Annotated in this window: 16 protein-coding genes, 1 tRNA gene and 1 pseudogene; 6 read left to right on the forward strand and 12 right to left on the reverse strand. The window is 65.4% G+C overall.

What is annotated here, in order from left to right:
• Positions 1–600: 600 nt before the first annotated feature.
• The 6 genes from KF907_RS12930 to trmY form a co-directional block, all read right to left on the reverse strand.
• On the reverse strand, positions 601–1,539 hold the full coding sequence (locus KF907_RS12930; RefSeq protein WP_472843881.1) for a TPM domain-containing protein: 939 nt from the start codon (positions 1,537–1,539) through the stop codon (positions 601–603).
• A 9-nt stretch (positions 1,540–1,548) separates the two neighbouring features.
• On the reverse strand, positions 1,549–2,115 hold the full coding sequence (locus KF907_RS12935; protein WP_291221241.1) for a LemA family protein: 567 nt from the start codon (positions 2,113–2,115) through the stop codon (positions 1,549–1,551).
• Between the two features lie 257 nt (positions 2,116–2,372).
• Positions 2,373–2,633, reverse strand: coding sequence for a hypothetical protein (locus KF907_RS12940; RefSeq protein WP_291220977.1), 261 nt, complete (start codon positions 2,631–2,633; stop codon positions 2,373–2,375).
• Positions 2,630–3,937 carry a TFIIB-type zinc ribbon-containing protein gene (locus KF907_RS12945; protein ID WP_291220979.1) on the reverse strand — a complete coding sequence of 436 codons (1,308 nt, stop codon included), beginning with the start codon at positions 3,935–3,937 and terminating at the stop codon, positions 2,630–2,632. Before KF907_RS12945 ends, KF907_RS12940 begins: the two co-directional genes overlap by 4 nt.
• A gap of 18 nt (positions 3,938–3,955) precedes the next feature.
• The gene (locus KF907_RS12950) at positions 3,956–5,107 is read right to left on the reverse strand and encodes an SHOCT domain-containing protein (RefSeq protein ID WP_291220981.1); all 1,152 of its coding nucleotides are present in this window, start codon (positions 5,105–5,107) and stop codon (positions 3,956–3,958) included.
• A gap of 231 nt (positions 5,108–5,338) precedes the next feature.
• Positions 5,339–5,932, reverse strand: coding sequence for a tRNA (pseudouridine(54)-N(1))-methyltransferase TrmY (gene trmY, locus KF907_RS12955; protein WP_291220983.1), 594 nt, complete (start codon positions 5,930–5,932; stop codon positions 5,339–5,341).
• Between the two features lie 162 nt (positions 5,933–6,094).
• Between trmY and KF907_RS12960 the strand changes: the two genes are divergently transcribed.
• On the forward strand, positions 6,095–8,554 hold the full coding sequence (locus KF907_RS12960; protein ID WP_291220984.1) for a S9 family peptidase: 2,460 nt from the start codon (positions 6,095–6,097) through the stop codon (positions 8,552–8,554).
• Positions 8,555–8,758: 204 nt separating this feature from the next.
• On the opposite strand, the gene KF907_RS12965 is transcribed toward KF907_RS12960, so the two are convergent.
• Together KF907_RS12965 and KF907_RS12970 are read right to left on the reverse strand one after the other, a co-directional pair.
• The gene (locus tag KF907_RS12965) at positions 8,759–10,786 is read right to left on the reverse strand and encodes an alpha/beta hydrolase family protein (RefSeq protein WP_291220985.1); all 2,028 of its coding nucleotides are present in this window, start codon (positions 10,784–10,786) and stop codon (positions 8,759–8,761) included.
• 213 nt (positions 10,787–10,999) lie between these two features.
• Positions 11,000–13,927: a TonB-dependent receptor domain-containing protein gene (locus KF907_RS12970; RefSeq protein ID WP_291220986.1), complete on the reverse strand. Its 2,928-nt coding sequence runs from the start codon at positions 13,925–13,927 to the stop codon at positions 11,000–11,002.
• Positions 13,928–14,283: 356 nt separating this feature from the next.
• Here KF907_RS12970 and KF907_RS15455 point away from each other — a divergent pair.
• Positions 14,284–14,655 (forward strand): annotated as a pseudogene (locus tag KF907_RS15455) (CNNM domain-containing protein); the annotation flags it as partial.
• Positions 14,656–14,713: 58 nt separating this feature from the next.
• Positions 14,714–15,523, forward strand: a complete 810-nt coding sequence (locus tag KF907_RS12980) for a hemolysin family protein (protein ID WP_291220990.1) — start codon at positions 14,714–14,716, stop codon at positions 15,521–15,523.
• A 154-nt stretch (positions 15,524–15,677) separates the two neighbouring features.
• Here the strand turns inward: KF907_RS12980 and amaB are convergent, their stop codons facing one another.
• On the reverse strand, positions 15,678–17,210 hold the full coding sequence (amaB, locus tag KF907_RS12985; RefSeq protein WP_291220992.1) for an L-piperidine-6-carboxylate dehydrogenase: 1,533 nt from the start codon (positions 17,208–17,210) through the stop codon (positions 15,678–15,680).
• A 414-nt stretch (positions 17,211–17,624) separates the two neighbouring features.
• On the opposite strand from amaB, the gene azu reads away from it, so the two are divergent.
• Positions 17,625–18,068, forward strand: a complete 444-nt coding sequence (gene azu / locus KF907_RS12990; protein WP_291220994.1) for an azurin — start codon at positions 17,625–17,627, stop codon at positions 18,066–18,068.
• Positions 18,069–18,175: 107 nt separating this feature from the next.
• Positions 18,176–18,252 (forward strand) — tRNA-Arg (locus KF907_RS12995).
• 121 nt (positions 18,253–18,373) lie between these two features.
• Here KF907_RS12995 and KF907_RS13000 read toward each other — a convergent pair.
• From KF907_RS13000 to KF907_RS13010, 3 genes are all read right to left on the reverse strand, one after another.
• A complete protein-coding gene (locus KF907_RS13000) occupies positions 18,374–19,981 on the reverse strand; it encodes a carboxyl transferase domain-containing protein (protein WP_291220996.1) in 1,608 nt (535 codons plus the stop codon).
• Between the two features lie 191 nt (positions 19,982–20,172).
• A complete protein-coding gene (locus KF907_RS13005) occupies positions 20,173–20,625 on the reverse strand; it encodes a hypothetical protein (RefSeq protein ID WP_291220997.1) in 453 nt (150 codons plus the stop codon).
• A 130-nt stretch (positions 20,626–20,755) separates the two neighbouring features.
• Positions 20,756–21,928: a thiolase family protein gene (locus tag KF907_RS13010; RefSeq protein ID WP_291220999.1), complete on the reverse strand. Its 1,173-nt coding sequence runs from the start codon at positions 21,926–21,928 to the stop codon at positions 20,756–20,758.
• A gap of 157 nt (positions 21,929–22,085) precedes the next feature.
• Here KF907_RS13010 and KF907_RS13015 point away from each other — a divergent pair, with 157 nt between their 5' ends.
• The gene (locus tag KF907_RS13015) at positions 22,086–23,327 is read left to right on the forward strand and encodes a winged helix-turn-helix domain-containing protein (protein WP_291221001.1); all 1,242 of its coding nucleotides are present in this window, start codon (positions 22,086–22,088) and stop codon (positions 23,325–23,327) included.
• Positions 23,328–23,365: the final 38 nt, after the last annotated feature.

Genomic DNA, 23,365 nt, shown 5'->3' on the forward strand with positions numbered 1-23,365 from the left:
CCTTGACCTATTGCGCGCGCGCGTGGGGCGATGCAGGCGGGTCGAGGCCGACCTTGCACAGACACGCGTCCGCTGCCGAACGGGTTTGCGGGTACGGCACCCACCTGGTTCGGCGGCGGCATCCCGTTGCAGGGCAACGGCAGCGACCTGGCCTATTCCATTGGCGCCTTCGGCGTGGGCGAAGCCAAGCTGATCGCCTGGATTCGCGGTATCGGCATCATCTCCGCCGGAGGCAATTCGTCGTAGTTCGACAACCGCGGCAACTCCATTCATCACGATCGCGGCCTGGGTCTGGTGAACGTCGATCCGGGTAGTCCCGGTCCTTCGCCCAAGGATGCTTTGACGCCGTGCAACGCATCAAGGCCGTTTGCGCCAAGCCCGCAACGGCCAAAGCGCCACTGATGCCTGTCAATACGCAGCCGTCGACGCGATCCTGCAAAAGAGAGCTGGGTGAGCCCTGGAATGGTGTTGCTTGCGGAAGCGCCACCAAGGTCCGATGTTTCGCGTGTCCCGATGATTCGATGTTTCCCGATTTTGTATGCGTGCTGATGTTTGCCGATGTCCTGGCTGGAAACGGTCGCAGGCAGCGGCCAACCGGCCTCACCAGGACCCGGACGCGCCGCCGCCACCCGAGCGCCCGCCGCCGCCGGAATAACTGCTGCTTGAGCTGCTGCTGGATCTGCCGCCGTAGCTGCTGCCACTGCCACCACCGGCGGAGCCGCTCGATGCGAATTCGATTTTCGAGATGCCGAACAGGAAGCCGACGATCACCGCTAACGCAATCAGCCAGTCCGGGCCGCCGAGCCCGGGACCGATCGCGTGGAAGAAGCCGCCCATTCCCGCCCCCACGATTGCGCCGCGCAGCCATCGTGCCCGCCGCCATTGCGCTTGCCCCCGTTGCGGCAAGCTGCTGACCAGTGCATCGGCCATGCCGCGCATCATCATGCTCAACATGAAGGCCATGAACACGCCGAGAATCGTCTTTCCGTCGATGCCGAGGTGGGACCCGTCATCCGCCTCATCCCGGTGCGTGGCCTGCGCAGCTTCGGGCAGGGCCTCGCCATCGACCAGCTTCGCCAGTGTCGCGGAGGCCTCGGCGATGCCGCCCGCGAAATCGCCCTCACGGAACCTTGGCAGCAGGTATTCCTGGATCACCCGATGCGCGGTGACGTCGGGGATCGTGCCTTCCAGTCCATAGCCGACCTCGATGCGCGTGGTGCGGTCGTCCTTGGCGACGACGAGCAGCACGCCATCGTCCACGCCGGCGCGGCCAAGCCTGAACTGCTCGAAGGCGCGCACCGCATAGGCCTCGATGGTCTCGGGCTGCGTGGTGGAAACCATCAGCACCGCGATCTGTGCGCCTTTTGTCGATTCCAGCGCAACAAGCGGCGCCTCGATGCGCGCGATGGCGGCGGCATCGAGCGTGCCGGTGGTGTCGGTGATGCGCGTGCGCAGTTCGGGAATGGCGGCTTGTGCGAACGCGAGGCTGCCGGCACAGGCCAGCAGCAGGGCAACGACCGCGAACACGAACCGGTGCAAGGCCATGCCTCAGTCCTCCGGCTTCGGCGGCGCGCCGAAATCGACGACCGGCGCGGTGGAAATCGCTGCCTCGTTCTCGACGGTGAAGCTCGGTTTGGGATCGTAGTTGAAGATCCAGGCGGTGAGATTGTTGGGAAATACACGGATCAGGCTGTTGTATTCCGCGACCTTTTCGATGAAGCGGTTTCGCGCCACGGTGACGCGGTTCTCGGTGCCTTCGAGTTGTGCCTGGAGGTCGCGGAAGGCGGCATCGGATTTCAGGTTGGGATAGTTCTCGGTCACCATCATCAGCCGCGACAGCGCGCTCGACAGTTCGCCCTGGGCCTGCTGGAATGCGGCGAGCGAGGCCGCGTCCTCGGCCTTGACCTCGATCCTGCCGACCTTGGCGCGCGCCTCGGTCACCCGCACGAAGATGTCCTGCTCCTGCTGCGCATAGCCCTTGACCGTGTTCACCAGATTCGGGATCAGGTCGGCGCGGCGCTGGTACTGGTTCAGTACCTCGCTCCACGCGGCCTTCGTCGCCTCGTCCTGGCGTTGCATCGAGTTGTAGCCGCAGCCCGACAGCAGCAGGGCCATCGCGATCAGGAGCAGGCGCGCCGCACGACCGGCGGCATGGACGACTGCTGCGGGAGCGGGGCAGGCAAGTGACTGGGGCATCGCGGTTCTCCGGGGTGCGCGGGGCTCTACCCAGAGGTTTACGGAAAACTGCGTGGTCAGAGGCCACGCGGCGGCAGGTAGAGTCGGGGTTCACCCCTCGGAGGAGGCGGTGGGGTGAGGGTTCGGGCGAAGCGCGACATGCAGGCTTGAACCGTCCCTGCAACGCTTCGCTCAGTTCAGCTCGTATCCCCGCCTACCCTGTGCACCCTGTCCCGGTACGCTCCGCCGTTTTCGCCGCTGATGCGCGACTGGCGGGTGCCCTTGATCTCGTCGACCTTGGCGTCGGAGCCGGTGACGGGTTGGGCTTCGACGGCGGTTTCGCGTTCGAAGGCGTGGGATTTGTCGGTATTGCGGTAGTACCGGTACAGGGCCCAGTACAGTGCGGTGGCGCCGGCCGGGCCGGCGGCGAGGAGCCAGAGTCCGCCGTCGTCGCTCATGATGAGTTCGCCAGTAGCCAGAGAACGATGCCTTCGATGAAGGTGCCGGTGGTGATCGCCGCGAGCAGCAGTTTCCATTGCTGCACCGGCACACTGCCCATGGTTTCGCCGGTGCGGCCGTTGACGGCGATGTAGTGCAGCATGCCGCCGTTGCTGCCGGGCTGGTGGTAGGAGTACAGCCACACCGGCAGGTACATCGAAACCCAGCGCGTGCCGTGCACGTCGAGGCGCTCCTGTTCCCAGCGCACGCCGCGGTCGTAGCGGCGCACCGTGTCGTGTACCTGGTGGCGTGCGATCGACAGCAGCTGGTCCTCAAGGCGTGGCCGCAGGTGCTCGACGTTGGCGTTGCGTTTTTCCGAACTGAAGCCGGAAAGGTACGAGGCGTTCCACTTCACCGCGTTCTTGGTGTCGAACGGCAGGATCGTGTTGATGATGTTGTTGGTGTTGACACGCGTATCGAGGTTGCCGCGCTCGGTCGATGATTCCAGCGGCAGGTCATCGACGGTGAAGTCGATCGAGCGCTCGATCTGGTAGATGTCGGCGTCGTAGTAGGTGGTCTTGTTGTTGCCGCTGCCGCGCGTGTACTCGCGCGTCTTGATCTCGCCCTTGCCCCACATGGCGGCGCTGGCGTTGCCGTCGACGACCATGTAGGGCAGGTAGACGCCGACGACGTTCTCCGGGGTGAACTGTTCCTTGAATTCCTTCAGTGCGAACAACTGGCGCTTGTCGACGAACTGGCGGATGCGCGCGACGGCATCGTCCTTCTTGATATGGAAAGGAAGCACGGCGTCGGGCACGGCGCCGTTTGCGACCTGCTCGTTGACACCGAAGACATGGCGGCACCAGTGACAGCGGGCGGTCATCGCGTTTTCGGTGTTGACCGTGACTTCGGCGCCGCAGCCGGTGCACTTGAAGCTCATCAAGCTGGCGGCGTCGGCGGCGATGTCGCGTGCGCCGGAGGCCATGACCGTGCCGCGCAGGTCGGCGATGCCTTCGCCGAGGCCGAACAGCTCCTCAACGCGTTCGCCGTGCCATTCATGGCGGCAGTACTGGCAGACCAGCAGGTCGGAGCCGGCGCGATGGCGGATGTCGGTGGCGCCGCATTTCGGGCAGCGGTTGAGGCCGTCCTTCAGCTCCTGCGCGGAGGTATCGATGGCGACCGGATCGGGCGACAGCAATTCGTCGCGGATCGGCCGTGGCAGCGTTTCCGGATCGATCGGAAAACTGCCAGGCAGTGGCGGCACGTCCTGCGGGGAGCCGGGACCGTCGAGGGGCGGTCCCGGTGGCGCTTTGGCATTTGACATGGTGCGTCCGCGGTCCGCTTACAGGCCGAGTGCCTTGGCCTTGAGCGCGTCGTAGTCCGCCTGTGTGATCAGGCCCATGTCGAGCATTTCCTTGGCTTTCTTCAGTTTGGTGACCGGGTCTTCGGCGGCGGGTGCGGCCGGCGTGACCGGCTGCTGCAGGGCGCCGAGGCCGCCCATCATGCCGGAGGCCATGCCGATGCCCATCATGCCGGCCGCGCCGCCGTTCTCGCCGGCGGCCTGCATGCCCGCGGCGACGCTGGCCTGCAGGTTCGAGTTGCCGCGCGAGCCGGCCAATGCGTCGGCACGCTGCACGGTCTTGAGCAGTTCGCGCGTGTTGGCGTCGTACTCGATCGAGACGATGGCGGTCTTGACGATGGCCAGGCCGCGGTCGGTCCTCCACTGGTAGGCGTTTTCCACCGCGTCGGAAAGGCTTTTGGCGAAGCCGATCGAATCCTGCTGCAGTTTGCTGATGCGGTTGCCCTTGGCCGGGTCGTTCGAGTACAGGCTGAAGGCCGGCGCAAGCGAGCCAACCACCTCGTTGAACAATTGACCGGCCGCGGCGTTGTCCATGTCGGTGAAATCGAAGATCTTGCCCGGCTGCAGGAAGCTGGCCGGCACATAATTCTTCACGAACAGGATCGGGTCGACGATCTTCAGCGTGTACGAGCCGCGCGTGACCGCGCCGACCTGGGCATTGAGATACCCGTCGTCCCAGTAGATCTCGGACTGCGTGCCGAAGCGGTTGTCCGGCAGTTCCTTCAGCGAGACGAAGAACGCGGCCTGCTGCGAGCCCGGCTGGCCGCCGAACTTGAAGCGCTCCCAGCTCTGCATGATGAGCGGGCTGACGATGCCGTCGCCGGCGAAGATCGATTTCGAATTGATGTCGTCCGAACGCCACTCGTAGCCACCCGGCTCGGCGGCGAAGCCGGTGATCTTGCCGTCCTGGAACAGCAGCAGGCCATAACCCTCGGGGACGATGATCTTCGAGCCGTTGGTGATGATGTTCGAGGAGGCCGAAGTGTTCGAACCGCGTCCGGCGTTGCTGCCTTGCGGGACGGCGGCGAACAGTGCCGCGGTCGACGGCAGGCCGGCCGGGACCGTGTAAAAGTCCTTCCACTGATCGGCGAGTGTGCCGCCGATCGCTCCCACCACCGCTTGCAAAAGACCCATGGCCACTCCTGCTTTCCGGGGCGGGCACCGTACCCGCCGGTTGGCACACTATACCGTTGCCGGATGACAAAGGAGCATCGCCGCCGAAGGGACTTTTGCAGGGGCTCCCGGGCGGAGGAAATGGAATGTCGTAGGAGCCCGTTCACGAGCGACCGGGTGTTGCGATGAATCGAAAACCATCGCCCCTGAAGGGGCTCCTACCGATTCATGATGTCGGTCGCAATGCAGGCATCAACGCCGGTCGAGCTCGTGGTGGATCAGCACGATGCATTGCGAGGCGAACAGCATTCTCGATCCGAGCGTGAGTTTTTTCGCGCCGAGGCGTTCGAGGCCGCGCAAGGTGTTCTTTGGCATCGGGATATGGTCGGTCAACAGGAAACACGGGTTTTCGTCGAACACCTGCTCGTGGATCGGCAGGCCCTTCCGGTCCATCACGTACAGGGCGTGGTCTGCGGCCAGCCGTTGCACGAGCCGCTCGAAGCTGATCGTCTGCACGCTGACACCGGCTTCGACGGCCCGCGTTTCTTCCTTGCCCATGCCCGCCGACGCATCGAGCGCCCTGGCGATCCTGCCGAGCAGCGCACGTTCGTCGAAACCACCGATATCACGCATGACGTCAGCCTCGAAGCGGATCGTGCGTGAGTAGTCGGGCGTGCTTTCGAGCACGAGATAGATCACCACATCCGGCCGATGCGACTGCGCCACGAAGATCGCGTTCATCAGCGCGTGGGCGAGGATCTCCACATGCACCTCGCTGCCGACCGATGCCAGCAACGTCTTGCCGTCCGTCGGCGCTGCTCGCGCCCGCAGTACGAAAGTTCTCATGCGTGCATTGTCACCGTAAAACCGGGCGAGGTCGCGGTGCGCACGCTTCCGGGTCGGTCCTCGTGGTCGCTCCACCGCCCGGGATAGGCCCATCGGCATGGGTCAACGGCCGTATCGATGCAGTACCTTCGGCGGTTCCGATCGAATCCGCCGGGGGTTGCCATGCTCACATCGCGCCAGACGATTGCCGCCTGCCTGCTCGTTCTGACCGCCAGCGCGCAGGCGCAGTACAAGCAGCCGCCTGAGCCCTTGCTCGGCGTGATGCGTGCACCACTGATTCCGTCGCCGCAGCCCGACCCCACCGGCACCACGCTGCTGCTGGTGCAGCAGGCACAGTACCCGTCGATTGCGCGCGTGGCCGAGCCTTATCTGGCCCTGGCCGGCGTGCGCATCGAGCCGCGTGCCCACACCCGGCACGACATGTCCAGCGGCTACGGTATCCGCACCTGTCTCGAAGGATTCGTTCTGGTGGATATCGCCACGCGCAAGCAGACCCCGGTGACATTGCCGGAAGGGGCGTGTCCGGGTAGTCCAAGTTGGGCTCCCGATGGCAGTCGCATCGCCTTCAGCAACACGACTGACACCACGGTGGAGCTGTGGGTGGCCGATGCGAAGACCGGCGTTGCCAGGCGCATGGACGGCATCCATCTGAACACCATCCTCGGCGGTGCGTTTGAGTGGTTGGGTGATGGCAGGCGGCTGCTGGTCAAGGCAGTGCCCGCCGGCCGTGGCGGCGCACCCGTCAGATCGCCGGTTCCACCCGGGCCGGACATCAAGGACGCCACCGGAGGCGGTGGCGAGAGCAGTACCTACGAGGCGCGCGACACGTTGTCCAGTCCCGAAGACGAGGCAATGTTCACCTGGTACGCGACCTCGCGCCTGGCCAAGGTGGATGTGGACGGTGGCACGCTCACCCGCGTCGGCGAGGCTGGGGTCATCGGCCGGGTGGCTGTCGCACCCGATGGTCGCCATGTGTTGATCGAAACATTGCAGCCGCCGTACTCCTACGTCACCACGTGGGAGAGATTCGCGCGCGATGTCACGGTGCTCGACCTCGCCAGTGGCAAGGCGTACACCATCGCGAACTTGCCCGCCGCCGAGAATGTACCGGTGCGTGGCGTGCCGACCGGTCCACGCGACCATGGCTGGCGCGCGAATGAACCGGCCACTCTGCTGTTCACCGAGGCACTGGATGGCGGCGATTGGCGCAACGAGGTTCCCGAGCGCGATCGCGTCCTGATGTGGCGCGCTCCGTTCAAGCGTGCACCGGTCGAGATCACCCGCACCGCGCAGCGATATGCCGGACTTTCCTGGTTCGAGAAGGGGACGCAGGCCCTGCTCACGCAGTTCGATGCGAACAAGCGCTGGCTTCGCGTGACGCTGGTTGACGTGGACAGGCCGCGTCAGGCTGGGCGTGTGCTGTGGGATCGTTCGCTCGATGAGCGCTACGCCAATCCCGGCATGCCCATGTTGCGCATCCTCCCCAATGGTGCTGCCGTGCTGCGCGAGGAAAACGGCCATCTGTTCCTGAGCGGCCCCGGATCCTCTCCGACCGGCGATCGCCCGTTTCTTGATCGCTACAGGCTTGCCGATGGCAACACCGAGCGTGTGTTCCGCAGTGCGCCGGATGCGTATGAGCGTGCGTTCGGCTTTGCCGGCGATACGTCCAGGTTGCTCACCTGGCACGAATCGCCCGTCGATCCGCCCAATGCATTCTTGCGCACGCTCGGTGAGCCATCCGTCGATGCGGAAGCGGGAGAGGCCGCACGCGCATCCACTCGCGAGCCGATCACCACGTTCATCGATCCTGCGCCGCTGGTGCGGCAGGTCAAGAAGCGCCTGGTCACCTATCAACGCAAGGACGGCGTGAATCTGTCGTTCACGCTCTACACACCGCCGGGCTATGTGGAAGGCACACGAGTGCCGGCCATCCTGTACGCCTATCCGATGGATTTCGCCGATCCGTCGAAGGCGGGACAGGTGACCGGTTCGGAGCAGACTTTCACCCGCCTTGCGAACTACCGCCTGCTGCTGCTGGCCGGATACGCCATCATCGACAACGCGGCGTTTCCCATCGTCGGTGATCCGCGCACCGCGTATGACAGCTATCTGGAGCAGCTCGTTGCCAACGCCGAAGCGGCGGTCGAAAAGGCGGTGGAGCTGGGCGTGGTCGATCGTGACCGCATCGGTGTCACCGGCCACAGCCACGGGGCATTGATGACGGCCAATCTGCTCGCGCATACCGACCTGTTCCGTGCCGGCGTGGCTTCCAGCGGAGGCTACAACAAGACGCTGACGCCATTCGGCTTCCAGAACGAGCGCCGTTCCTTCTGGACCGCGCCCAAGGCCTACGAGCAAAGCTCGGCGTTCTTCCACGCCGACAAGATCAACGAACCGATCCTCATCGTGCACGGCAGCGACGACGCCAACCCGGGCACCGAACCCACCCAGTCGCCGCGCCTGTTCCAGGCGGTGCGCGGCAACGGGGGTACGGCAAGGCTGGTCATGCTGCCGTTCGAGCCACACTGGTATTCAGCGCGGGAATCCAACGAGCATTTCGTGGCGGAGATGCTGGAATGGTTCGATCGCTACGTGAAACCGCCAAGGGCGGGAAGCAAGTAGAGGTCTCCACGACGGGTTGGGGTCGAGCTGGTGTCGGGATGCTCTGATCCATTCCACAACGGCGTCAACGTCCTGCGCGGGCGCAACCCGGCGTTGCGCCGGCTCGACAGACGGCCCGGGGCCGCGGGTTGCAGCAATCGCCTCCGGGGCGCACAAAGGAAGAACCCGGCCGGAGCCGGGTTCTTACGCAAGCCTGTTCGATGCTCAGTTCGTCTTGCCCATGCCGCAGCTTGTGTTGAGGAAGTCTTCCATCAAGGTGAACTGGGTACGGAAGTGGCGCGGGTACCACGGCAAGCTGTGCGGCTGGTCGGGGATCAGCTCGTACTTCGCCGTGACATGGTTCTTGACGCCGTTGTAGAAGCTCTGCGCGTGCCAAGCGGGGGTGCGCACGTCGCGGTCGCCGACATAGAGCAGGACCGGGATATTGGCCTTGTCGGTGTTCCTGATCGGGTCCATGCCCTTGACCGTGCGACCCTGCAGCAGGCGCTGCAGGCGATTCTCGCTCCAGCGCACGCCGAGCTTGCCGAGGTCTGTGACTGGAGCGCCGGAGATTGCGCACTTGTATGGACTGTTCGGCCGCACCACCGCGGCAGCGGCGGCAAAGCCACCGTATGAATAACCAAAGATGACCAGGCGCTTTGGATCGGCGATGCCCTCCTTCACCAGCCAGGCGGCACCATCATCCTTGTCATCCTGCATCTTCTGGCCCCACTCGGCGTCACCTGCCAGCCAAAGCTTGCGGCCGAGATCGGTGGAGCCGCGGTACTGCGGGCGCAGCACGGCGTAGCCGCGTGAGGTGAAGTAGGGGATCCAGGTGCTGCGATCCCAGCCACCGTAGTCGCGCGCCCAGGGGCCGCCATGCGGATGGATCACCGTCGGCAGCGGGCCCTTGTCCCTGCTCCAACCGGCGGGGAGGTCGAGGATGGCCGGAATGGTCAGGCCGTCACGCGCCTTGTAGCTGACCCAGCGCTGCTCGCCGAGGCTGTTCGGGTCGATGCCGCTGCGCTCGGTACCGAGGGTCTTGACCGGCTTGCCTTCGAGCAGCAGGCGGTAGGTCGGCGGATGGCGATTGCTCTGGGTCGAGAACAGCACTTTGCTGCGGTCGTCGGTGAAATCCAGGATGGTGACGTGCTGCCCCGGATATGCCTGCTTGAGGCCCTGGTGGATGCTTGCCATGCGTGGTTCCACCCACTGTGTTTCCGGCATCAACGCGCCGATGGTGAAGCCGATCACCTTGTTGAAATCGCTTTTGCGCGTGCCGAAGCGCAGCGCCATGATCGAGTACTCGGGGTGCGCGATCAAAGGCTCATCGTCGAACTTCTTCGCCACCGGATCGTACAGGTGCGCCTGTACCTGATCGGAGTTGCGGTCGGTGAGCACGTAGAACTTTCCGGATTCCTCGTCGCGGCCGACGATGTCCATGGTGTAGCGGTCGCTGAGCTTGGTCGTCAGCGCGTCATGGACCTCGAACTCGGTGGAGTTGGGTTTTCGGATCAGCACTCGCTGCTCGTAGTCGCCGCCGACCGGCTCGGTCTGCACGCGCGTCAGCAGGTCGCCGTTGCGTGCGTCGAACAGGCCTGGCTGCGAGCGTCCGGTGGCGCGGAACAGCACCTCGGTGTCCTTGGTGCGCAGGTTGTAGCGCTGGTATTCGCGGCGGAAGGACGCGAGGTCCATCTGCACGATGATGACGTGGTCAGGGTCGAGCGGAAGCGTGCTGACGATGGAGGTGGTGCCGGCGATCTCGAAACAACGACGGGTGCGGTCGCTGACGTCGGTCGCGCGACCCTTGGAGACGAAGGCTTCCTCGATCTTGGCCTGCGTGGTGTCGGTGAGGTAGGGCTTGGTGACGAAAGTCTTGGTCGAGCCGATGCTCTTGCCCTCGCCACAGCCTCCGAGCTCGCCGGTCCACTCCTGGCGTGCCAGCACGAGGATGTGCCCCGACTTGATCGAGTCGGCCGCAATGAACTTCATCCGGCTGCCCGAGGCCGTGACGGTCGGTTCCTTGTCGAGATTGTCGAGATCCCAGTTCGCGAGTGATGTGTCGTACTCGTCGGCGCCCTGGCGACCGATCAGGGCAACCAGCTGTTTGCCGTCTGCACTCATCGAGATCGAACTGACTTCGGGCATCTTCGACAGGGTTTCGATGGGAATCGGATCGGCCATGGCCGTTGCCGGTGCGACGAGGCAGACAGTCGCGGCGAGAGCGGGCCAGCGAGCAAGCTGCATGTTCATGGGCTACTCCTGAGGGTGGGTGAGGGGTGTTTGAATACGCGCGCCGACCTGGGAACCCTCGCCGGGGACAACGCTTGGGAAATCCAGTCGAACCCGTTTGCGTTGGCGCCGCTTCGCCGCAGGGAAGTCGGAATCGAACGCCAAAACGGGTTCCGCAAAAGCCGACGGCCGGTTTCCCGGCCGTCGGTGTCCTTGCAGTGCGTGCCGCGCCTGTCAGAAGCGATAGGCGAAGCGCGCGAACAGCGAGCGACCATACCAGTCGTACTGTGACGCGAACAGCGGGACCGTGCCGAGACGGGTCGAACCACCACCGTTCGACATCTTCGGCGGGTCCGTATCGAACAGGTTGGTCAGGCCGACCACCGCGCTCCACTTGTCCGTCGCGTAGCGGACCGAGAACGCGTGGTAGAGGCGCGAACCGGCCTTGATGTCGTAGACGGCATCAGGGTTGCCGCGGTACGAGCCGATCGGGTCAAGGTACCAGTTCTTGGTGCTGTCGATGTAGTTCATCGTCCAGGTGTAGGTCCAGTCACCGCGATTGAGCGCGGTGCGCAGATCGCCGACCAGCTTCGGACGCGTGACGATGCCGTTCTGGTCGTCGATGGCGAAGCCGCCTTCCTCGGCCGTGTCGAACAGCAGGTAGACGTCTTCCATGGTGTACGTCAACTGGCTTTCGACTTCCAGCTTGCCGAACGAGAACTCGCGATCCCAGCGCAGGTTCAGGTCGTAGCCGCGGGTCAACTGCTTGTTGACGTTGACATAGGCGTCGCGAATGCTCTCGATGTTGTAGGCGCCGGTTGCGGCGTTGCCCGGACGACGGGTGAACAGCGAGCAGAACGCGTTCGGGAACGAGTCGGCGTAGTAGCACGCACCGACGATGCCGGCGCCGCCGAGCGAGTCGATCTGATCGTTGACCTGGATCTTGAAGTAGTCGAGCGACACGCTGAGGTTGGCGAACTCCGGCGTGAACACGATGCCTGCGGTCAGCGCCTTCGAGGTTTCAGGCTTCAGCACGCCGAGGCCGCCGCCGGTGAAGATCTGTGCGGACGAGCCGACGCCGTCATAGTCTTCCGGAATGCCGTCGGCCGCACAGTTCGCACGCACGCGCGGGTCGATCGCATTGGTGCCCCAGTTGATGCAGGGGTCGATTGCCGCCTGGCCGAGGAAGCCGCTGAGGTCACCGAGGTACAGCTCGTACAGGCCCGGAGCGCGGTACGAGGTGCCATTGGTGGCACGCAGGCGCAGCGACGGGATGATCTGCCACGATCCGCCGATCTTCCAGACCTTGTCCGAGTCCTCCACGGTGTCGTACTTGAACATACGCGCCGAAGCGTTGAAGGTCAGTTCCTCGACACCCGGCAGGCCGGCCAGGACCGGAAGCTCGAGTTCACCGTAGATTTCGCTGATGTAGTCCTTGCCGCGGGTCGGGCGGGCCGAGGACTGGCCCCAGGCTTGCTGGTTGAGCTCGAACGCTGACGGCGTATCGTCGATCGAGATGCGACGGAATTCCGAGCCGATAGCCGCCGCGGCGGTACCGCCCGGCAACTCGAACAGCTCACCCGAGGCCATCGCATTGGCCACAAACTGCGTGTACACGGTGTTGCCCGTGTGGCGCTGGCCGATTGCCGCCATCAGATCATCCATGCGCTCGCCGCTGAGGATGCCTGGATCGAAGTAGTTGATCGGCATGTCGCCGCCATCGCGGTCGGGCGTGGTGACGCGGTCGCCCGTGATGTCGCGGTTGATCGCGAAAACCGTGTAGTCACCGCTCGAATGCGAATAGCTGGTATTGAAGCGCCAGCTCCAGCTGCTATCGTTGCCGAAACCGCCGTTGAAGTTCGACGAGGCATACCAGTAGTCGACATCGATGTCCTGGTTGGACTTGGCCGGCATGATCACCTGGACGTTGCCGGTGAGGTTCGGGTTGGCACTCGGATTGCCGACGAAGCCATACGGGCGGCCATCCACCTGCGGGAAGAACTGGCGGAACCGGCGCGACTTCGTTTCACGCTCGGTGTAGAGCAACTGGCCGTTCCAGCCGATCGAGCCGAAGGTGAAATCACCGGAAAAATACAGGCTCAGGCGATCCTGTTCGGCAAACACGTCACCCTTGTTCGCGAACGGGGCGTAGAAGGGCTGCTCGTAGTAGGCCGGTGTTCCGGCGCCAGGGTTGGCGTTGCCGTTGCGAACGATGCCATAGCCCGGGATCGGGCCGCCGGTTGCTCCTGGCACCGGCCCGTAACGGCGACCCGAGGCCGGCAGGCCGAGATCGTCGATCGCATTGTAGATGCCGAAGTTGATGCAGCCCTCGTTCTCGGTGCCGCGCGTGAACGAACGATCCTCGTACGGCAGGATATTGCCGGCGGCATCGCGCACCAGATCGTAGTTGCACTTGAAGAAATCGCGATCGCCAACCTTCAGGGCGTTCATGTGGTAGCGCTGGAAGGCGGCAACGACGCTGCCGTTGTCGAAGTTCCAGCCGCCTGCGCCGGAGATGTTGTAGCGTTCGCCGCCGCTCTCGGTCGGCAGGTTCATGTCGACGATCAATTCGGGGCGGTCCATCGACTTGCGGGTGATCAGGTTGACCACGCCGGCGACCGCGTCCGAACCGTAAATCGAGCCGGCACCATCCTTGAGGATCTCGGCACGCTGCAGGATGACGGAGGGGATCACGTTGAGGTCGAAGGCGCCGACCTGGCCACGCGTGCCCGCAGGACCGGGGCGCTGGCCGTCGAGCAGGACCAGGGTGCGATTCGCGCCGAGACCGCGCAGCGACAGGGTCTGCACGCCGGTGCCACCCTCGACGATGTAGGCGCCGAACTGGGTGCTGATCTGGGTGGAGCCTGCTGCAACGTTGGATGTCTGCAGGATCGTGGCGGTATCGAATTCGCCGGCCGCGATGCTGTTGTCGGCCGTGATGACCTGTAGTGGGGAGATGGTGTCGAAGCCCAGACGGCTGATCAGCGAACCGGTGACCCGGATCGGTTGCAGCGCGGTTTCTTCACTCTTCTTGGTGTCTTTCTCGCTCTCGCTCTCGTCGCTGCCCTGATCCTGCGCGAACAATGCACCGGAAGGAAGGGTCAGCGCGGCAGCAAGTGCCAGCGCCAGCTTGTTGCGGAAGTATCGAGCGTGTGTCGACATCAGGTCTGTCCCCTTACTAAGTTGTTGTATTCAAAAGAGTGTCGTAGCGATCTTCCGGGCAAAAAAGTCAAACCCGAGCGTAGCCTAACAAAATGTGAATCATCGCTCAATCATCATGGAACTTTTGTAAATGCTCCAGTAAATCAATGGGATAGAACGGCGCAATCCAGGGAGCCAGATCGTCACGGGAGCGAAGTTTCCTTCCACTCCACAATCCACGTCCGCGGCTATAGTCGGCAAGCCTTGCGCCGGTGGCATGGTGCTGCCGGCGCAGGTGCTCCCCTGGGTTCGACTGCGGAGTCCGCATGGAAATCGCCATCCTTGGCGCCCTGATCGTTCTCAACGGACTGTTTTCGATGTCGGAGATCGCGCTCGTCACCGCGCGCCGCTCGCGCCTGCAGGCCCGAGCCGAGCGTGGCGACAGCGGTGCGGCGGCGGCGCTGGCATTGGGACAGGATCCAACCCGCTTCATGTCGACCGTGCAGATCGGCATCACCTCGATCGGCATCCTCAATGGCATCGTCGGCGAGACCGTGTTGGCCGAGCCGGTAGCCGCGCGCTTCGCCGGGTGGGGACTCGAACCCGGCAGCGCACGCGCCCTGGCGACGTTCGTCGTCGTGGCGACGATCACCTATTTCTCGATCGTCGTCGGCGAACTCGTGCCCAAACGCCTCGGCCAGGCCCATCCGGAGGCCGTCGCGCGCCGAGTGGCCCTGCCGATGGGCCTGCTGGCGATGATCGCCAAGCCGTTCGTGCTACTGCTGTCGCTGTCGACCCGAATCCTGCTTGCGCGCGTTCGGTGTGCGCGAACAGGCCACCGCGACGGTGACCGAGGAGGACATCCATGCCCTGCTGAGGGAAGGCACCGAGGCCGGCGTCATCGAAAGTCACGAGCACGCGATCGTGCGCAACGTGTTCCGGCTCGACGACCGCCAGATCGTCTCGCTGATGGTGCCGCGCATGGATGTCGTCGTCCTCGATCTCGCCGCGCCACGGGAGCGCAACCTTGCGCTGCTGCAGGCGGGAGGCCACAACCGCCTGCCGGTGGTGAAGGGTGGCCTGCACGAAGTGCTCGGCGTGGTCAGTACGCGCCACCTGCTCGCCCAGGTCCTGCGTGGTGAGGAGATCGATATCGAAGGATCAATGCGCAAGCCGGTGTTCGTGCCGGAGAGCATCACCGGCATGGAACTGCTGCAGGAATTCCGCCGCTCCGGTGAGCAACTGGTGCTCGTCGTAGACGAGTACGGCAGCGTCCAGGGAATCGTCACCCAGCACGACGTGCTCGAGGCGATTGCCGGCGAGTTCAAGCCGACCGTGCCCGAAGAAGCCTGGGCGATGGCGCGCGAGGATGGCTCATGGCTGCTTGATGGCCTGATCCCGCTGCCAGAACTCAAGGATCGCCTCGACCTGCGCGAACTGCCTGACGGCGTGCAGGACCGCTACCACACGCTCAACGGCCTGTTCATGCTGCAGATGGGCCGCCTGCCGGCGACCACCGACCACATCGACTGGGAAGGCTGGCGCCTCGAGGTCGTCGACATGGACGGCAACCGCATCGACAAGGTGCTGGCCAGTCGTATCGGGGCCGAAGCCTGATCAACGAAGCATCGCCCCTGAAGGGGCTTCTGCGGAGCGCATGTTGCCCCCGCAGGAGCCCCTTCAGGGGCGATGCTCTTTCAGGGCAACCGTGTCGAGAAACATCGCCCGTGAACCGGCTCCGGCGGGTGATTCCAATCACCCGTCACGGTGCTCAAAGGTCGAACTTGATCCCCTGCGCCAGCGGCAGCGCGTCGGAGTAGTTGATCGTGTTGGTTTGCCGGCGCATGTAGGCCTTCCATGCATCGGAACCCGATTCGCGGCCGCCGCCGGTTTCCTTCTCGCCGCCGAAGGCGCCGCCGATCTCGGCGCCCGAGGTGCCGATGTTGACGTTGGCGATGCCGCAGTCCGAACCGGCTGCGGAGAGGAATTGCTCGGCGGCCTTGAGGCTGCCGGTGAAGATCGACGAGGACAGGCCCTGAGGCACGCCGTTCTGCATCTCGATCGCCTCGTCGAGGATCGAATACTTCATGACGTAGAGGATCGGCGCGAAGGTTTCGTGCTGGACGACGGCGTCGCTGTTCTTCAGGCCGGTGACGATCGCCGGGCGCACGAAGTTGCCGGGGCGGTCGAGCGCGGTGCCGCCGGTCTCGACCTTGCCGCCGCTGGCCTTGGCTTGTTCGATCGCGGCGAGGAACTGCTGCACGGCACCGGGGCTGTTGAGCGGCCCCATCAGGTTGGCCGGGTCAGTCGGGTCGCCGATCTTGGTCTCGACCTGCCGGTAGGCCTTCACCAGCGCGGCCAGCACTTCGTCGTGGATCGACTCGTGCACGATCAGGCGGCGCGTCGTCGTGCAGCGCTGGCCGGCCGTGCCGACCGCGCCGAAGACGATGCCGGGGATGGCGAGCTTCAGGTCTGCGCTGGGGTCGAGGATGATCGCGTTGTTGCCGCCGAGTTCGAGCAGCGAACGCCCCATGCGGCGGGCGACACGCTCGCCGACGATGCGCCCGACCTGAGTCGAGCCGGTGAAGCTGATCAGTGGGATGCGCGTGTCGTCGACGAACTTCTGCGCCAGTTCGACGCCGGCGTCGTTGATGAGGAAGAACAGGTCCGGGAATCCGCCGGCCTTGAGCGCCTCGTTGCAGATGCGCGTCGCCGCGATCGCCGTGAGCGGGGTCTTGTTCGATGGCTTCCAGATGCAGATGTCGCCGCAGATGCCGGCGAGGAAGGAGTTCCAGGCCCACACCGCAACCGGGAAGTTGAACGCGCTGATGATGCCGACCAGGCCGAGCGGGTGCCACTGCTCGTACATGCGGTGGCCGGGGCGCTCGGAGTGCATGGTGTAGCCGTACAGCATGCGGCTCTGGCCGACCGCGAAATCGGCGATGTCGATCATCTCCTGCACTTCGCCGTCGCCTTCGGGCTTGGACTTGCCCATCTCCATGGCAACCAACGAGCCGAGCGCGTCCTTGTGCCTGCGCAGCGCCTCGCCGCACAGGCGGATCGCCTCGCCGCGGCGCGGTGCCGGCGTCGTTCGCCAGGTCCTGAACGCGGCCTGCGCGCGCGCGACGACGGTCTCGTAGTCGGCTTCGCTGGTGGCCTCGACCTCGGCGATCGTCTCGTTGGTGGTCGGATTGATCGAGCGCAGCACGCCGGTCCCGGTGGTCGTCGACCATTCGCCGTTGCCGAGGTAGGTGCCGGAATTGCTTGCGCCGAGGCCGAGGCTGGCGAGCAGGGAATTGGCCATGGAAGGTACTCCGTCGTGGGCTGCGGCACGCCTGCGGGCGCGCTGCCTGGAAGGGCGTGAACGGCAACGCCCATGGGCGCGGGTCCGCTCACCGGAAAGCCCGCCATTCTAGGGATGTTCTGATCAATCCCACAACGGCGTCACCGTCCTGTGCACGCGCAGCTCGGCGTTGCGCCGGCTCGACGGACGGCCAGCCTGCCTGCGCCGTCGCGCCTTGATCTGCGCCCGCACAGGAAGGCCCCAACCATTTTGATTCCAATGACTGGGTGACATCCGCAAGGCCCGGAATGCCAGCGACAATGCGCGCGTTACAACGCGTTGGATCGGTACCGACGAGTGCCTATCATGCGTACACCGTTGGAGCCGTGCGCGAAAAGCGCCGCCCCGTCCGTGTCCGCAACCAGGAGGTTCATCATGATCCGCAGACTTGCCCTCGCATCCGCGCTGCTGTTCGCCTCGTCATCCGCCTTTGCGGCCTGCTCGGTCGACATCGAAGGCAACGATGCCATGCAGTTCAACCTCAAGACGATCGAGGTCGACAAGAGCTGCAAGGACTTCACCGTCAACCTCAAGCATGTCGGCAAGCTGGCGAAGAACGTCATGGGCCACAACTGGGCGCTGACGGCCAGCGCCGACATGCAGGGCGCGGCCACTGATGGCCAGAAAGCCGGACTCGAGGCCGACTACATCAAGGCCGGCGATGCTCGCGTCATCGCCCACACGAAGATGATCGGTGGCGGCGAATCGACCTCAGTCACTTTCCCGGTGTCGAAGCTCGCCGCCGATACCCCGTACACTTTTTTCTGCTCGTTCCCGGGACACTGGGGCATCATGAAGGGCACGCTCACGCTCAAATGAGGCGAGAAGTGCGTGGCAGGAGGATTTCGGCTTCTGCCGCGCAGGCTCCGAGGCGACTCGGAATCGTGGGTTCGATGTGTGAAAATGCGGGGCCGTCTGCACTCAGCGGCCCCGTAGCTCAGCTGGATAGAGCGTTCCCCTCCTAAGGGAAAGGTCGCCCGTTCGAATCGGGCCGGGGTCGCCACCCCTTGCTGGCGTGAGCGGCTGGCCCGCTCCGCCATTGAATGCCGGGGCGATCTTTCCCGCTCTGGCCCGGATGTTTCCGTGCAAGGCCATCGCGGCTGTAGCCGTGCCCACCGGGACCGCTACATGCGGAATACGCCGAACCGTCCCGGTTCGATCGGTGCGTTGAGGCTGGCAGAGATGGCGAGTCCGAGCACGCGGCGGGTGTCGGCGGGGTCGATGACGCCGTCGTCCCACAGGCGCGCGCTGGCGTAGTACGGGTGGCCCTGGGCCTCGTACTGCTCGCGGATCGGTGCCTTGAAGGCGGCTTCGTCCTCGGCGCTCCAGGTCTTGCCGGCGGCTTCAAGGCCGTCGCGACGCACGGTGGCGAGCACGCTGGCGGCCTGTTCGCCACCCATCACACTGATGCGCGCGTTCGGCCACATCCAAAGGAAACGTGCGCCGTAGGCGCGGCCGCACATGGCGTAGTTGCCGGCGCCGAAGCTGCCGCCGGTGACGACGGTGAACTTTGGCACATGCGAGCAGGCTACCGCGGTCACCATCTTGGCTCCGTCCTTGGCGATGCCCGCGTTCTCGTATTTCCTGCCGACCATGAACCCGGTGATGTTCTGCAGGAATACCAACGGCACGTTGCGCTGATTGCACAGTTCGATGAAGTGCGCGCCCTTGAGCGCACTCTCGGCGAACAGGATGCCGTTGTTGGCGACGATGCCGACCGGGTAGCCGTGGATGTGGGCGAAGCCGGTGACCAGGGTCTTGGCGTAGCGCGCCTTGAACTCGTCGAAGTCGGAGCCGTCGACGATGCGCGCGATCAGTTCGCGGATATCGAACGGGATGCGCGTGTCGCGCGGCACGATGCCGTAGATCTCCTCGGCGGCGTACAGCGGTTCGCGCGGCTCGGCGACGGCCAGCGGCACGCGCTTGACGCGGTTGAGGTTGCCGACCACGTCGCGGGCGATGGCAAGCGCATGCGCGTCGTCCTCGGCAAAATGATCGGCGACGCCCGAGATTGATGTGTGCACGTCGGCGCCGCCGAGCGATTCGGCATCGACGATTTCGCCGGTGGCAGCCTTTACCAGTGGCGGGCCGCCAAGGAAGATCGTGCCCTGTTCACGCACGATGATCGTCTCGTCGCTCATCGCCGGCACATAGGCGCCGCCAGCCGTGCACGAGCCCATGACCACGGCGATCTGGGCGATACCCAGCGCGCTCATGCGCGCCTGGTTGTAGAAGATGCGGCCGAAGTGCTCCTTGTCCGGGAACACTTCGTCCTGGAGCGGCAGGAACGCGCCGCCCGAATCGACCAGATAGACGCAGGGCAGGCGGTTCTCCAGGGCGACTTCCTGCGCGCGCAGGTGCTTCTTCACCGTCATCGGGAAATAGGTGCCGCCCTTGACCGTGGCGTCGTTGGCGACGACGACGACCTCGATGCCGCGCACGCGGCCGATGCCGGTGACGAGACCGGCGCCCGGCGCGGCATTGTCGTACATGCCGTGCGCGGCCAGCGGTGACAGTTCGAGGAATGGTGAACCGGGATCGAGCAGGGCACGGATGCGCTCGCGCGGCAGCAGCTTGCCTCGCTCGGTGTGCTTTGCCCGTGCCTGCTCGCCGCCGCCGAGCGCGTTGCGTGCGGTCTGTGCGTGCAGGTCATCGACCGCTGCGCGCAACTGTGCGGCATTGGCCTGGAAGGCGGGGTCACGCGGATCGATCTGGCTGGTGATGACCGTCATTGCTGCGCGCTTCGGTGCGTTGGGATCGGCGTGAATATGTGTGCGGGAGCACACCCCCGGATCGAGTCCGGGGCAAGCTCCATGCGTGATTGGCGCACCACGAAAAGAACGATCGCGCACAGGGTGCGCTCCTGCGTGCATTGCGGCGGACACCGGGCGAAACAGGCCCGGTGTCCTGGCCTGATCGGCGATCAGTCCTTCTTCAGTTCTTCCTTGGCCGCTTCCTTGGCGGCCTTCGCCGTTTCGGCGATGTCGTGGCCGACTTCCTTGGCGCCTTCCTTCACTTCGTGGCCGGCCGCCTTGGCGGCATCCCAGGCTTCCTTGGTCGCTTCCTTGGTGGCGTCGACGGCAGCGGCGGCCTTCTGGGCGGTCGAGTCGGCAGCCTTGGATACCTGCTCGCCGGCATCCGCTGCAGCTTCCTTGGTCGCCTCGACTGCATCACCCGCGGCCGCAGCGGTGGCATCAGCCGCCTTCTGCACGGCTTCCGCCGCCTTGTCCGCGGCTTCCTTGGTCGCCGCAGCGGCGTCCTGGGCCGCCTTCGCCGTGGCGTCGGCGGCATCCTGTGCGCGCTTCTGCGCATCGTTGCCGCAGGCGGCGAGGGCGGTGGTAAGGGCGGCGGCGAGCAGGATCTTGGTCAGCTTCATGGGAATTCCCCTCAGGGTAGATGGCGACGATCTTCAAGGGCAGGCGGCTCGTCGCGATGGCCGCCGCCCGTAACGTGCAACGAAACAGGGACAGCGCCGCGGCCCGCAATGGCCGCAGCGGAACCGGGGATCAGGCCAGCTCGACCGCGATCGCCGTGGCTTCGCCGCCGCCGATGCACAGCGAGGCGATGCCGCGCTTGCCGCCGCGCGCCTTGAGCGCGTGCAGCAGGGTGACGACGATGCGCGTGCCGGAAGCGCCGATCGGATGGCCGAGCGCGGTGGCGCCGCCATTGACGTTGATCTTCTCGTGCGGCACCCCGAGCTCCTTCATCGGTGCCATGGCGACCACCGAGAATGCCTCGTTGACCTCGAACAGGTCGACGTCCTCGACCTTCCAGCCGGTCTTGGCCAGCAGGTTGCGGATCGCGCTGACCGGCGCGGTGGTGAACCATTCCGGCTCCTGCGCATGGGTCGAGTGAGCGACGATGCGCGCGAGCGGCTTGATGCCGCGCTTTGCCGCCTCGTCAGCCGACATCAGCACGGTGGCGGCGGCGCCGTCGGAAATGCTCGACGAGCTGGCAGCGGTGACCGTGCCGTCCTTGCGGAACGCGCCCTTGAGGGTGGGGATCTTGGCGATGTCGGACTTGCCGGGTTGCTCGTCCGTGGCGAACTCGACCTCGCCCTTGCGCGTGGCAACCTTGACCGGAACGATTTCCTCGGCGAACGCGCCGGAGGCGATCGCGGCCTGCGCGCGCTTGACCGATTCGATCGTGTAGGCGTCCTGCGCCTCGCGCGTGAAGCCGAGCTTGTCGGCGGTCGCCTCGGCGAACACGCCCATCGACTGGCCGTCGTAGGGATTGGTCAGGCCGTCCCAGGCCATGTGGTCGACCAGTTTGGCGTCGCCGTAGCGCAGGCCCGGGCGCGCCGAGACCATGTGCGGCGCATTGGTCATCGATTCCATGCCGCCGGCGACGACGATGCTGGCCGAGCCGGCCTTGATGAGGTCGTGGCCGAGCATGATCGCCTTCATGCCGGAGCCGCACACCTTGTTGATCGTGGTGCAGGCGGCCGATTTCGAAAGACCGGCGGCGATCGCGGCCTGGCGGGCCGGCGCCTGGCCGAGATTGGCCGGCAGCACGCAGCCCATGATGACTTCGCTGACATCGGCGGCGGGCACGCCGGCCTGGTCGAGCGCGGCCTTGATCGCAGCCGCACCGAGGGTGGTCGTCGGCACGCCGGTGAACTGGCCGAGCATGGAACCGATCGCGGTGCGACGCGCACCGACGATGACGATATCGGACATGGCAAACCTCCAGGAACGCGAGCGGTTGCCGGCCGTAGCCGGCGCGGGAAAACCCGGATTATGCCACGCTGGCCGCTACGATCTCGCTGCCCCCGGGAGTGGGGCCGGGTGGGCATGGCGGATTGCTCCACGCGGCCTGCGTTTGCATGATCGGGCGATGTTCGCCGCCAGCGCATCCCCGATCCGCCTGACTGCCCGCCAGGCTCGCCTCGTCCACCTGGCGGCACAGGGGTTGCTCGCCCGGCCACCGGCGCGGCCGACCCGTGACGACGCGCTGGCCGCGATCGCGCGCATGCAGCTGCTGCAGATCGACACGATCCACGTCGTCGCGCGCAGCCCCTACCTTGTGCTGTTCTCGCGGCTCGGCGCATATCCGTCGGAATGGCTGGAACACCTGCTCTCCGATGGCGCGATCTTCGAGGCCTGGGCGCACGAGGCCTGCTTCGTGCCGGGCAGAGACCATGCCCTGCACCGCGCCCACCGCGAGGCCGAGGCGCGCACGCCCCACTGGTCGGACCGGAACGCCCTGCGCATGCATGCGCAGCAACGCGCCGGCATGGACAGGCTGCTCGCACACATCCGCGAACACGGCGCGGTCAAGGCGGCCGACTTCGAGCGGCGCGGCCCGAAGTCGGCCTCGGGCTGGTGGGAATGGAAGGACGAGAAGCGCTGGCTCGAGGCGCTGTTCGCGCGCGGCGAACTGATGGTCGCACGGCGCGAGCGCTTCCAGCGCGTCTACGACCTCGCCGAGCGCGTGATCGCGCGTCTGCCGGCGCAGGCATCATTCGACACCGACGTCTCGCGGGAACTCGTGCTGCGTTCGGTGCGCGCACTCGGCATCGCCCAGGCACGCTGGATCGCCGACTATTTCCGCACCGGCCGCAAGCATCGCGACGAGGATCTCGACGCGCTGGTCGACAGCGGCGAGCTCGTGCGCATCGCCGTCGATGGCTGGAAGGCCATCGGCTACGTGCATTGCGAGACCTTGCCGCTGGTCGAGGCGGCGCGTGCCGGTCGCCTGCGGCCGACCCACACGACCCTGCTGTCGCCGTTCGACCCGGTGGTCTGGCACCGCGAACGCGCCAGCACGATGTTCGGATTCGATTACACGTTGGAGTGCTACACACCGGCGCCACGGCGGCACTACGGCTATTTCGTCCTGCCAATCCTGCACCGTGGCGCACTGGTCGGCCGCCTCGACGCCAAGGCGCATCGCGCCGAAGGCTTGTTCGAGGTACATGTCGTGCATCTCGAGCCCGGCGTCGAAGCCGACATCGCTCTTGCCCGACCGATCGCCGCTGCGATCCGTGCCTGCGCCGACTGGCACGGCACGCCGCGCGTGAAGATCACCCGCAGCGATCCGCGCGCATTCGCGCCGCTGCTGCGCTCCGCCCTCTAGGAAACGGCCTTGGCCACGATGCCTTTGCATTGCGAGAT

Source organism: Dokdonella sp. (genome assembly GCF_019634775.1).
Classification (GTDB): Bacteria; Pseudomonadota; Gammaproteobacteria; order Xanthomonadales; family Rhodanobacteraceae; genus Dokdonella.